The organism is Pseudomonas abyssi, assembly GCF_002307495.1.
Classification (GTDB): Bacteria; Pseudomonadota; Gammaproteobacteria; order Pseudomonadales; family Pseudomonadaceae; genus Halopseudomonas; species Halopseudomonas abyssi.
In genome coordinates this window covers 33,974-45,699 of the sequence record NZ_NTMR01000002.1, presented here as the reverse complement: position 1 = coordinate 45,699, position 11,726 = coordinate 33,974, and the positions used below count along the sequence as shown (strand labels likewise).

Genomic DNA, 11,726 nt, shown 5'->3' with positions numbered 1-11,726 from the left:
GCGGGACTATTGTCGATGGTTGACCGGGCGACTGAGGCGGATCACACGACGAAGTAACCGCAGTCGTGCGATGAGATATGGTGTCGCAGTATAGGGGAGAGGGAGGGGGAGAAAAATGCGTGCAGGGCAGGGCTTGAAAGCATGAATGTCAGGCAATAAAAAAACCGCTGATCGGCGTTAACCAATCAGCGGTTTTGAACCTGGTTGCGGGGGCAGGATTTGAACCTACGACCTTCGGGTTATGAGCCCGACGAGCTACCAGACTGCTCCACCCCGCGTCAGAGGTCGCCATTCTACGGATTCACGGATGGCTGTCAAGCAATTGATGGAAAAAGATTTTTTTATTTCCACTGAATCAGTTTGCAAGACCCTTCACCCGCGGCTGCGGGTTGCTGACGCTGTAACGTCCGCTATCGGCATCACGGCTGACGCAGGCCACGGCAACGTCCGGATCGTGAGTAAAAACCAGCCGCCCGTTGACCGCGATCAGGCTGTCGAGCAAGGCCTCTTTCTCCTCGATCAGGGTTTCAGGGAAACGGTCGTAGCCCATGGTGATCGGCAGGTGCACCCAGGGTGCGCCGGGAATCAGATCGCCCGGGAACACGACCGGGCCGTCGGGCATGTCGATGATCGGAATCATCAGGCCGGGGGTGTGGCCATCGCTGAAGCGCAGGCGCCAGTCCGGGCCGAGGGTTTTCGACTGTTTGCCATCGTCAACCAGCTCCAGTCGGCCGCTGTCTTCCAGCAGCGTCAATAGCTCCGGAATGAACGAGGCCTGATCGCGCGGGTGCGGGCGACGTGCCCGTTGCCAGTGGCGCAGGCCGGTGACAAAGGTGGCGTTGGGGAACAGCAACTGCGCCGGCTGGCCTTCCTGCCAGGCGCTGAGCAGTCCGCCGGCATGGTCGAAGTGCAGGTGGGTGAGCACTACCACGTCGATATCGGCGTCGGTCAGGCCGATATCAGCCAGGCTATCGAGCAGTACGTGGCGGTCTTCAACCACCCCGTAGCGGGATTTCAGGTTGGGCGCAAAAAAGGCGCCGATGCCGGTTTCAACCAGAATGTTGCGGTCGTCTTCCTGCACCAGCATGGCCCGGCAGCTTAGCGCGATCCGATTCTGGTCGTCGGCGTCGACCCAGCGGGACCAGAGGGCCTTGGGCGCGTTGCCGAACATGGCGCCGCCATCCAGGCGTTGGCTGTTGCCTTCCAGCGTGGTGATTGTGCGCATGGCTGGTCGCTCCTGTGTGGGGTGTTTATGTAAGAAGGCGGCGCAGTGGCCGCCTTTCTTGAAAAGAATCAAAGGCTGAAGGTGTAGCCGATGATCACGCGGTTCTCGTCGATGTCGCTGCCGAAGGTGCTGCGGTAGGTCGCATTGCGCCAGTGCAGGGACAGGTTCTGCAGCGGGCCGCTCTGCACGGTATACATCACATCGCTGTTGCGTTCCCACTCGTTGTGACGACTATTCGCGACTTCGATATTGCTGCCATGGGTGTAGCGATTCATCAGCTTGAGGCCCGGCAGGCCCAGATTGGCAAAGCTGAGGTCGTGGCGCAGCTGCCAGCTGCGTTCATCACGGTTGGCGAAGTCGTTGATCTGCACCAGGTGCGTAAGGAAGGGGTCGGTGCCACTCAGGTAGGCGAAACCGGTGTGACCTTCCATCTGCTGGTAGCTGCTGGTGAACTTGTGCATGCCCGCCTGCCATGACAGGGTCGCGCTGCTCATGCGGTTGTCGATGTTGCTGCGCCCGGCGTCGCTGCTGTCGGCATAACGCAGGTTCAGCGCCAGTGTGCCGTTGCCCAGCGGCTGGCTGTGGTTGAACACCAGGTAGTGCTGGCGATAGATCGATTGCAGCTCGCCGTAGTGGTAGCTGAGCTTGGTCGCGTCGCTGATAGCCCAGGTGGCGCCGGCAAAGTCGAAGGCATCGCTGTCGGGGCGGCCGCTGACCACCACGTTGCGGGCGCCGCCCTGTACCGGGCTCATGCGTTGGTAATTGGAGGAGTCACGCAGGTTGATCGCGTCGAAGCGGCCCAGCTCCAGTTGCAGACTGTCGCTGCCCTGAGCCTGCAGCCAGCCGCCGCGAAAGCTCTGCGGCAGGAGGCGGCTGTCGTTATGCATGGCGACCGGCAGGGTCGGGATCAGGGTGCCGAGGCGCAGAACGTGCTCATCCAGCTTTAGCCTGGCGGTGAGCCCCAGTTCACTGTATTCGTCCATCGCGCGGTTTTCACTGGTATCGCGCTTGAGAATGCCAGTACCGGTGCGATCCGGGCTGGAGTCCAGCTTGATGCCCAGCAGGCCGATGGCGTCCAAACCGAAGCCCAGACGGCCTTCGGTGTAACCGGACTGCCAATAGGCGCGCACGCCTTGGGCCCATTCATCGGCCTTGCTCTGGGCCGCGTCGCTCTGGCGAAAGTCGCGGTTGAAGTAGAAATTGCGCAGCTCGATGCGGCTCTGGGCGTCATCGACAAAGGCAGCGCTGGCCGGAGCTGCCATCAGGGCGGCAAGGGCGGTCAGCATAAAGGTTTGGGTCTTTTTCATTGTTTGATGTCTCTTGTTTTTATTGGTCAGTCAGCGGTTTCGGCGTCGGTTTTCTGATCCGGATGGGCGCTGCGGAAGCTCAAGAGGTGGGTGCGTTCAATCAGCAGATACAGCACCGCGCCGGTGGCGAGGCCCCAGCCTGCGCCGTAGACGGCCAGTACCACACCCATGGTGCCGGCGACGCCGCGCTCGGCGTTGTTGCTCAGCTGTTCGAAACCGACCATCAGGCAGATGTAACCGGTCAGCACCAGCGTCAGCGACAGCGCAATCGGCAGCACTGGCTGGAAGAAGCTCACCAGTGGCAGCATGAACAGGGCGATAAAGCCGGTGATCCAGAAGGTGCCTGCGCCGCTGTAGATCGAATCCATTGCCTTGCGGCCGTACTTGTAGCGCTCGGCCATGGTGGCGGCGACGGCGGTCCAGATCGGGCCGGCCAGTCCGGGGTAGGGGGCAAAGAAGGCGTGCAGCGCGTTGCGGATGGCGGTGACCAGATGCACGCGGTCGACGTTGTTCTCGATCACTTCGTCGGGGCGCAGCTCATCGGCACGCTGCATCAGCGATTGGCCGACGATGATGTCGCCGAAGGCGATGATGTAGGCAATCACGGCAGTCGGTACCGCCAGCATGAAGACCTTGGCGTCGGGGATGCCGACGGTGAACGGCAGGTAGTTCCACATTTCGCCGAAGGCCGGTGCGGTGATGCCCCAGCGCACGTCGGGCATCTTGTATTCGCCAACGCCGATGCCGACCACGATGGCGATCAGCATGCCCGGCACCATGCCGTAGTTGACGATCTTGCGCATCAGCGGCAGGCGGTCGGTCAGACCCTTGAACGATGCAGAAAACATCAGATACAGGCAGATCAGGGTACCCAGAGTCAGCGAGATCGGGGTGTTGGCCAGGCGCCCGCCAGCGGAAATCTCACCCATCAGCGCAGCGATACCGGCGCCGATGATGATGCCGCCCTTCATCGAGTTGGGCACGATGCGCACCATGGCGCTGCCCAGACGGGTAATGCCGAGCACGAAGAAGATCAGGCAGACCAGCAGTTGCAGGGCAAACAGGGCCTGAATGGCCTGCGGGCCCGGCTCGAAGTCACCGAGAAACAGTAGTACGACCGGAATGGCCGGGGTAATCCAGCCCGGCACCATGGGCACGCCGAGCAGGGCCGGCAGCATGAAACCGACACCGCAGACCACCACGTAGGCCAGAGCCACGTCGTAGGGCAGACCGAGGTATTTTTCCAGCAGGGGAATCATGCCGAGGCTGACCACAAACATGATCAGCGCCTGCAGCATCTCGGCGGTTTCCCACCGGTAGTGCACGAACGGCAGTCGAATCTTGAACGGGCCGCAGGCCCAGAACGGTTGTTCAGCGCCATCGGCGCGCTTGAAGATTTGCATGAGTAGCTCCGCCAGCCGGGTAAAACCGGGCTGCTTGTTGTTGTTGTGAAACGGCTTTTTTGTGGGTGGGCGGACCGTGCGTTCACCAGCCACCCCCGCGCCCAGGGCGCGGAGGTGGTCGTGATCAAACGGTTAACCCGGGGTTGTACTGATGATCAGAGCGCCTTGGCCCAGTCCCTCAGCACGAACTTCTGGATCTTGCCGGTCGAGGTTTTCGGCAATTCGGTGAAGATCACCGTCTTCGGCACCTTGAAGCCGGCCAGGTGCTGGCGGCAGAAGGCGATGATGTCCTCGTGGCTGACATCGTGATCGCGGCGTCGGGTGATGAAGGCGCAGGGCGTTTCGCCCCACTTCTCGTCCGGCCGAGCAACCACGGCTGCTTCCATGACGGCAGGGTGCTTGTAGAGGGTGTCTTCAACTTCGATGGTGGAGATGTTCTCGCCACCGGAGATGATGATGTCCTTCAAACGATCCTTGATCTGCACGTAGCCGTTGGGGTGGCAGACGGCAAGGTCGCCGGTGTGGAACCAGCCGCCGGCAAAGGCCTCGGCAGTCGCTTCCGGGTTTTTCAGGTAGCCCTTCATCACGGTGTTGCCGCGCATGAAGATCTCGCCAATGGTCTTGCCATCCTTGGGTACCGGCTTGAGGGTGTCCGGGTTGGCTACCATGACGCCTTCGAGCGTGGTGTAGCGCACGCCCTGATGGGACTTGAGTTCGGCACGCTCTTCCAGCGTCAGCTCATCCCATTCACTGTGCCAGGCACAAACCGTCACCGGGCCATAGACCTCGGTCAGGCCGTAGGTGTGGGTGATCTGGATACCCATGTTCTCGACTGCGCCGATGACCTTGGCCGGCGGCGCGGCACCGGCAACCATGGCCTTGACCGGGTGATCGATGGCGGCCTTGGCCGAATCCGGCATGCTGGCCAGGGCGTTCAGCACAATGGGGGCGCCGCACAGGTGGGTGACGCGGTGTTCGTGGATCAGGTGCAGGATCTTCTGCGGGTCGACCCGGCGCAGGAAGACGTGTACGCCGGCCATCGCGGTAATGGTCCAGGGGTAGCACCAGCCGTTGCAGTGGAACATCGGCAGGGTCCACAGGTAGACCGGGTGCATGCCGATACCCCAGGTCATCTGGTTGCCAATGGCGTTCAGGTAAGCGCCACGGTGGTGGTAGACCACGCCCTTGGGGTTGCCGGTGGTGCCGGAGGTGTAGTTCAGGGTAATGGCCTGCCACTCGTCTTCGGGCCAGTGCCAGTCGAATTCAGGGTCACCTTCGGCGAGGAAGGCTTCGTAGTCCAGATCGCTCAGGGCTTCGCCTTCGCCGTACTCGGGATCGTCGACATCGATGACCAGAATAGGGCGCTTGATCAGCTCCAGCGCCTGACGGATGACCTCGTGGAACTCACGGTCGGTGATCAGCACGCGGGCTTCACCGTGATCGAGCATAAAGGCGATGGCTTCGGCGTCCAGACGCACGTTCAGGGTGTTGAGCACGGCGCCGATCATGGGTACACCAAAGTGGCATTCCAGCATGGCGGGGATATTGGGCAACATCGCGGCAACGGTATCGCCCTGACGAATGCCCCGACCATATAGCGCAGAAGCCAGGCGGCGGCAGCGTTGGTAGGTTTCTTGCCAGTTGCGACGCAGGCTGCCATGGATGACGGCGGGGTAGTTCGGGTAGACCGCAGCGGTGCGTTCGATGAACGACAGCGGCGAAAGGGCCATGTGATTGACGGCGGCCGGTGCAAGGCCTTCCTGATAGATGCTCATGACGAATACCTTCTTGTAGTTATGACTGGCACCGTGAAACGCCGGTGCTGAAGATGGTGCTGGCCGGTCCAGGCAAGGCCGGCGTATTCTGGTCGGGGTATTTTATATATTGTTTTTATTAAATATGGAATATGTACCAAGGTATTATGGTGTAATTACTATATGGTGAAAGATGAGTGATCTACTGCCTACGCTGCACGGGTTGCTGCAGTCCGACCCCTTGCCCATGATGTTGGTCGATGCCAGCGGGCAGCCGATGTTTCGCAATCGCGCCCTGCTGGCGCTGGCTTCGGATGCCCAAGGACTGGCCGCCTGGCTGCCGCACAACCATGCCGAACTGGTGGCAGCGGCTGCCCAGCAGCGCCGAGCCATTGAAGATGTGCACAATCGCTGTGGCGAGCGCCATTTGCTGTGGAGCTATATCCCGCTGGTGGAGACGGCGCAGGTCTGGGTGCGCGGGCGCGATGCCACACGCTGGTTGCAGCACCAGCAGGACGCGACAGTGGCGCGTCGGCTGTATCACCTGATCATTGAGAACACCACCGACCTGATTTCGCGCCACCGCCCGGATGGCCGCTTTATTGATGCGTCTCCTGCGTCCTGGAACATGTTAGGTGTGTGGCCCGAGCAGCTGCGGGGCGAGCAGCTCGATAGCTTGTTCCACCCGCAAGAGCGTGAAGCACTGCAAACCCGCTTTCGCAGTGCGCTGGAACAAGACGGCTATCTGACCTACAGCTACCGCATCCGTCACGCCAGCGGTGAGTATCGTTGGTTCGAGACCGCCAGCCGGGCGATACGTGAGACCTATACCGGCGAGGTGGTCGAGGTGATCAGCGTCTCGCGTGACATTACCGAGCGCCTGCAAAGTGAGGAGCATAACCGTCGCCTGCAGGACGAACTGGCCCACGCCGCGCGCCTGGCTACGTTGGGCGAGCTGGCCTCCGGCATTGCCCATGAGCTGAATCAGCCGCTGGCGGCGATCCTGAATTACGCTGGCGCCAGTCAGCGCTATCTGACCCAATTGGGTAGCAGTGAACCTGAAGCTGAGCGGGTCGAGCACGGTCTGGCGCGGATCAGCGAGCAGGCCGAGCACGCCGCCTCGGTCATTCGCCGTCTGCGCGGGTTTCTGCGTAAGGGTGCGCGGCGGCTGCAGCTGGTGGACGCCTCGGCATTGGCGCATGAAGCGGTTGGTTTGTGCGCCTGGGAGGCATCGCAGCATCAGGTACAGATCATTGAGTACGCTGATGCTGGGTTACCCAGGCTGCAGGTCGACCCGATTCTGCTGCAGCAGGTGCTGCTGAATCTGCTGCGCAACGCTATTGACGCCAACCGAGAGCGTCATCCGGAACACGCCTCGCAGGTGCAGCTGCGCATCGTCGCGCAGGACGGACAGATTTGTATCGACGTGATCGATCAGGGGGCAGGGGTCAGTGCCGAGGCGCGTGCCCAGTTGTTTGTACCGTTCTACACCAGCAAGGCAGACGGTCTGGGCTTGGGGCTGTCCATGAGTCAGGGTATCGTAGAGGGCTTTGGCGGCAGCCTCGATGCGCTGCCTGCCGAGTCCGGTGGCCTGTGCCTGCGTTGCCTGCTACCGGCCGTTTCCAACTAGGGGCTGCAATGCCAGAACACGTACAACAACTGGTTTATGTGGTAGACGACGATCAGGGCATGCTGGACTCGACCGTCTGGCTGTTCGAATCGATGGGCCTTAAGGCGCTGCCATTTACTAACGGTCAGGCATTTCTTGATGCCTGCGACCCCGCCGCTGCGGCCTGTGTGCTGTTGGATGTGCGCATGCCCGGAATGGGCGGTCTGGCGGTGCAGGATGCCATGCGCGAGCGTGATATTGGTCTGCCGGTGATTTTTGTCAGCGCCCATGCCGACGTGCCAATCGTGGTGCGTGCGTTCCGTGGCGGCGCCGTCGACTTTATCGAAAAACCCTATAACGAGCAGTTGCTGCTGGACAGCGTGCAACGTGCGCTGAGTCAGCGGCCAACACTGGCACCGCCGCAAGCGTTGGAGGTCGAAGCGCGCCTGGCGCGCCTCACGCCGCGCGAGCAGGATATCGTGCTACCGTTGGTGCAGGGATTCAGCAATCGGGAGATCGCCGAGCAACTGGGGGTCAGTGTCAAAACGGTCGATCTGTACCGCTCCCGCGTGATGAAGCGAATGGAAGCCGACAGCCTACCGGCGTTGGTGGGCATGTTGATTGGTGTAGGCAGAATAGACCCGTTCAATTTGCAGGTTTTGCAGGCGGTGTCGCCGGGTGCGTGACAGTTGTAAAAATGACGTCACAATGACATCGCTGGATGAGGTTGCGCTGCCGGTATCTTGCCGGAAGCAGAGCAATAAGAGGGGTCTCTCGGGTGCATAATCACGCTTCTCAGTATCTGATCAGTGCCTGGCGCGGCGAATTTGTCGACGCCGCCACCGAGCGCGCGTTTCGTGCTCACAGCGAGCCGCTGATGGCTCGGGCTTTGCGGCGAGCAGTGTTGGTCTGGGCGCTGCTGGTGGTGTTGTTTGGGGCACTGGACTATCCCGCGTTGGGGTGGACTGCGGAGTTTCAGGTGTTGTTTGGCTGGCGTCTGGCGACCGGCCTGATTCTGGTGTTCTTTTACTTTCAGATACGTCGAAAACCGGCGCTGGCAACGGCAGGTTATGCCGTAACCGCCGTTGAGATTTTTGGCAGCGTTCTTTTCTTTCTGTTGTATTTCCTTCGCCACGACATAGTCACCTGGGTTATCGGGGTGGTTGCTGTGTCCTTGCTGGCGCTCTTCATGTATATCCCCAACAGGGTGTACCTGTCGTTGCTGGCTGCCGGGTTCATCATTGCCGGAATGCTGTTTTGCGTTGCGATTAATGGCTTTGGCATCGAGACCCTGGTTGGTTTGACCTTCATGCTCATGCTGCCAACCGTGGTGGGTTTTTTCACCGCGCTGCGTTGGCAGGTTGCACAGCGACAGCACTACGCGCTGCTGATGCAAGTGATGACGGTAAACAGCGATCTGCAGAGTGAGGTGCGGCGACGTGAAGCGCTGGAGGTGGAGCTTAAGCGCCAGGCCACCACCGACCCTTTGACCGGGCTGTTCAATCGGCGGCAGTACGAAATGCTGTTCCAGCGCGAGCGGGAACGCTGTAACCGACTGCACCAGCAGATGAGTCTGTGCATCATGGATCTGGACCATTTCAAGCGCATCAACGACGAGCATGGCCATGATGTGGGCGATGCGGTGTTGCGCCATGTGGCACAGCAGCTCAGTTGCTCGCTGCGTCACTCTGATGTGGTGGGGCGCTTTGGTGGGGAGGAGTTTGTGTTGGTGCTGCCTGATACCTGCCTGGAGCAGGCGGTGGCGGTACTCAATCGCCTGCGCGAGGACCTGGCCGCCACGCCGGTGCCGGTAAATGGGCAGTTGCTGCGGGTCAGTGCGACGTTCGGGGTGACCGAGGTGCAGGAAGGGGATGCCGAGCTGGAGGATATCCTCAAGCGCGCGGACCGCGCCCTGTATGAAGGTAAGGGCGCAGGCCGCAATCGGGTAATGACCGCCTGATCGGTTACACTGGCCGCCTTACTTTCCGCTCGCCGGTTCGGGTTGTCCGTGCGCAAGATTATTCACGTTGACTGCGATTGCTTCTACGCTGCGATAGAAATGCGCGACGACCCGCGCCTGCGCGGCCGTCCGCTGGCGGTCGGCGGCGATCCGGGCAAGCGCGGTGTGATCGCCACCTGCAACTACGAAGCGCGTGCCTACGGCGTGCGGTCGGCGATGGCCTCGGCCTACGCCAAGAAGCTGTGTCCGGAACTGCTGATCGTGCCGGGCCGCATGTCGGTCTACCGCGAGGTATCCCAGGCCATTCAGGCCATCTTTGCCGATTACACGCCGCTGATTCAGCCACTGTCGCTGGACGAGGCTTATCTGGACGTCACCGACTCCCAGGCCTGCCGGGGCAGTGCCACGTTGATGGCCAGGGAGATTCGCCAGCGGGTGCGCGATACCCAGGGTATTACCGTGTCGGCCGGGGTCGCGCCCAACAAATTTATTGCCAAGATTGCCAGTGACTGGAACAAGCCCGATGGCCTCAAGGTGGTGCTGCCGGATCAGGTCGAGGATTTTCTGCGTGATCTGCCGGTGGCGCGACTGCATGGCGTTGGGCGCAAGACCGCCGAGCGGCTGCAGCGCTTGGGAGTAGACGTGTGCAGCGAGCTGCTGCCGTGGCGCAAGCAGGATCTGGCCCGCGAGTTCGGCAGTTTCGGTGAGCGCTTGTGGGAACTGGCGCGGGGAATTGACGAGCGCCCGGTGGTGGTCGAAAGCCGTCGTCAGTCGGTCAGTGTCGAGAACACCTACGAGCATGATCTGCCCGATCTGGACGCCTGCCTGGCGGCGTTGCCGCCGTTGCTGGACAAGCTGGCCGAGCGTATTGGCCGGCTGGAGGGCAGTTACCGGGTCAGCAAGCCGTTTATCAAACTCAAGTTTCACGACTTCACCCAGACCACGCTTGAGCAGGCGGGCGCACCGATTACGCCAGCCGGCTATACCGAGCTATGTGCCCAGGCCTTTGCCCGTGGCAATTGCCCCGTGCGGCTGATCGGCGTGGGGGTGCGGCTGGACAGCGGCTTGTCGCAGCTGGGTGAGCAGCTCAGTCTGTTTTGAGTGCAGCGGCCGACCTGGCGCAGGCCGGGCACAGGTGATTGTCGCCCCGTGGTTGCCAACCCAGTTCGCTGATGCGCGCAACAGCTTTGGTGGTGCGGGCATTCAGATCGTCACGGTCGGCGGCGAGAAACTCGAAGGGCTGCTCGCGGCCGCATTCATCACAGGTAATGGACCAGCCCAGCACGCTTTGGCCGCGCAGGTCCGGCCCGCGCGCCGACGCGGTCCACTGGCCCGGCGGGTTGATCAGATAGCGAATCTTGTCGACCACCAGGCGCATGGGCAGATCGCGACTACCCTTGACCGTGCAGATCAGCTGGTCGCCGGGCTGCACGCCGCCGCCCTGACCGGTGACCTGAAACAGCCCGGCGCTCAGGGTGCGACATTCAATCAGGGTGTGTGACGGATTCAGTGCCGTGCGGCGAAAATCGTGTTCTGCCATGGTAGGGGCTCGCTGGTCGGTGGGGCGCGCATGATAACACCGGAGTGTAGCGGCATATCACCCGCATCACTGATGGTCGGTCCGGGACGGGGCAGTGATTATCATGGCGCGGTCTTTTACGTATTCACAACGAGGAGTTCACATGAGCGTCAAGCAAATGTTCGATCTGAGCGGCAAGGTCGCCCTGATCACCGGTGGTACCAAAGGTCTGGGTCTGCAGATGGCAGAAGCGTTCGGCGAACTGGGTGCCAAGGTGTTCATCAGTGCGCGTAATGCTGCCGAGATTGAAGCCGTCGTCGCTGAACTGAAAAGCCAGGGCGTCGAAGCCGCCGGTATCGCCTGTGATCTGGGCAAACTGGACAGCAACCCGGTCAAGACCCTGGTAGACGCCTGTGAAGCGGCCTTCGGCACCGTTGACGTGCTGGTCAACAATGCGGGCACTACCTGGGGGCAGCCGGCAGAAGAACACAGCTACGAAGGCTGGCAGAAAGTCATGACCCTGAACGTGGATGTCTGCTTCCTGGTGGCTCAGGAAGTGGCGCGCCGCTTCATGATTCCGCGCAAGTCCGGCAAGATCATCAACATTGCCTCCATTGCCGGCTTCAAGGGCAACCGTGCCAACTCCGGCGTATTCACCTCTGCCTACAACACCTCCAAGGCGGCGGCGATCAACCTGACTCGCGCACTGGCTGGCGAGTGGGGCCGCTACAACATCAACGTCAACGCGATTTGCCCGGGCTACTTCCCGACCAAGCTGGCCAAGGGGCTGGACAAGGTCAGTGAGATGATCAAGGAAGGCACCCCGCTGGGTCGTATCGGTGGTGATGAGGACATCAAGGGCGCGGCGGTCTTTTTTGCGACCGAAATGTCCCGCCACGTCACCGGTCAGGCCATGGCCGTCGACGGCGGTAACTCGGTCGTCTGATCG

The 11,726-nt window shown here is 61.4% G+C and carries 10 protein-coding genes and 1 tRNA gene; 5 read left to right on the top strand and 6 right to left on the bottom strand.

The genetic code is table 11. The features are described from left to right. Window positions 1–201: 201 nt before the first annotated feature. From CNQ84_RS00350 to CNQ84_RS00330, 5 genes are all read right to left on the bottom strand, one after another. Window positions 202–278, bottom strand: a tRNA-Met gene (locus CNQ84_RS00350). 77 nt (window positions 279–355) lie between these two features. Then, a complete protein-coding gene (locus tag CNQ84_RS00345) occupies window positions 356–1,225 on the bottom strand; it encodes an MBL fold metallo-hydrolase (RefSeq protein WP_096002947.1) in 870 nt (289 codons plus the stop codon). 68 nt (window positions 1,226–1,293) lie between these two features. Beyond that, window positions 1,294–2,532 (bottom strand): OprD family porin, encoded by a 1,239-nt coding sequence (locus CNQ84_RS00340; RefSeq protein WP_096002946.1) that lies wholly within the window; start codon window positions 2,530–2,532, stop codon window positions 1,294–1,296. A 26-nt stretch (window positions 2,533–2,558) separates the two neighbouring features. Continuing rightward, on the bottom strand, window positions 2,559–3,935 hold the full coding sequence (locus CNQ84_RS00335) for a solute carrier family 23 protein (RefSeq protein ID WP_088275677.1): 1,377 nt from the start codon (window positions 3,933–3,935) through the stop codon (window positions 2,559–2,561). A 155-nt stretch (window positions 3,936–4,090) separates the two neighbouring features. Beyond that, window positions 4,091–5,710 carry an acyl-CoA synthetase gene (locus CNQ84_RS00330; protein WP_096002945.1) on the bottom strand — a complete coding sequence of 540 codons (1,620 nt, stop codon included), beginning with the start codon at window positions 5,708–5,710 and terminating at the stop codon, window positions 4,091–4,093. Between the two features lie 172 nt (window positions 5,711–5,882). Here CNQ84_RS00330 and CNQ84_RS00325 point away from each other — a divergent pair, with 172 nt between their 5' ends. The 4 genes from CNQ84_RS00325 (at window position 5,883) to dinB (ending at window position 10,359) form a co-directional block, all read left to right on the top strand. Beyond that, entirely contained in the window at window positions 5,883–7,319 is a 1,437-nt protein-coding gene (locus CNQ84_RS00325) for a sensor histidine kinase (RefSeq protein ID WP_096002944.1), read from the top strand. Between the two features lie 8 nt (window positions 7,320–7,327). After that, the gene (locus CNQ84_RS00320) at window positions 7,328–7,984 is read left to right on the top strand and encodes a response regulator transcription factor (RefSeq protein ID WP_096002943.1); all 657 of its coding nucleotides are present in this window, start codon (window positions 7,328–7,330) and stop codon (window positions 7,982–7,984) included. A gap of 92 nt (window positions 7,985–8,076) precedes the next feature. Next, window positions 8,077–9,258, top strand: a complete 1,182-nt coding sequence (locus tag CNQ84_RS00315; RefSeq protein WP_165771196.1) for a GGDEF domain-containing protein — start codon at window positions 8,077–8,079, stop codon at window positions 9,256–9,258. A 42-nt stretch (window positions 9,259–9,300) separates the two neighbouring features. After that, complete coding sequence (gene dinB / locus CNQ84_RS00310) at window positions 9,301–10,359, top strand: DNA polymerase IV (RefSeq protein WP_096002941.1); 1,059 nt, start codon at window positions 9,301–9,303, stop codon at window positions 10,357–10,359. Here the strand turns inward: dinB and CNQ84_RS00305 are convergent. After that, window positions 10,346–10,798 (bottom strand): hypothetical protein, encoded by a 453-nt coding sequence (locus CNQ84_RS00305; protein WP_096002940.1) that lies wholly within the window; start codon window positions 10,796–10,798, stop codon window positions 10,346–10,348. The two genes, dinB and CNQ84_RS00305, sit on opposite strands and share 14 nt — an antisense overlap. A gap of 142 nt (window positions 10,799–10,940) precedes the next feature. On the opposite strand from CNQ84_RS00305, the gene CNQ84_RS00300 reads away from it, so the two are divergent. Next, complete coding sequence (locus CNQ84_RS00300; RefSeq protein WP_096002939.1) at window positions 10,941–11,723, top strand: SDR family oxidoreductase; 783 nt, start codon at window positions 10,941–10,943, stop codon at window positions 11,721–11,723. The last annotated feature ends 3 nt before the right edge of the window (window positions 11,724–11,726 follow it).

Bases quoted from the DNA above. Each gene is read 5' to 3' on its own strand.
- CNQ84_RS00340 (WP_096002946.1), bottom strand. From the start codon at position 2,532: ATGAAAAAGACCCAAACCTTTATGCTGACCGCCCTTGCCGCCCTGATG.
- CNQ84_RS00345 (WP_096002947.1), bottom strand. From the start codon at position 1,225: ATGCGCACAATCACCACGCTGGAAGGCAACAGCCAACGCCTGGATGGC.
- CNQ84_RS00300 (WP_096002939.1), top strand. From the start codon at position 10,941: ATGAGCGTCAAGCAAATGTTCGATCTGAGCGGCAAGGTCGCCCTGATC.
- CNQ84_RS00330 (WP_096002945.1), bottom strand. From the start codon at position 5,710: ATGAGCATCTATCAGGAAGGCCTTGCACCGGCCGCCGTCAATCACATG.
- CNQ84_RS00335 (WP_088275677.1), bottom strand. From the start codon at position 3,935: ATGCAAATCTTCAAGCGCGCCGATGGCGCTGAACAACCGTTCTGGGCC.
- CNQ84_RS00305 (WP_096002940.1), bottom strand. From the start codon at position 10,798: ATGGCAGAACACGATTTTCGCCGCACGGCACTGAATCCGTCACACACC.
- CNQ84_RS00325 (WP_096002944.1), top strand. From the start codon at position 5,883: ATGAGTGATCTACTGCCTACGCTGCACGGGTTGCTGCAGTCCGACCCC.
- CNQ84_RS00320 (WP_096002943.1), top strand. From the start codon at position 7,328: ATGCCAGAACACGTACAACAACTGGTTTATGTGGTAGACGACGATCAG.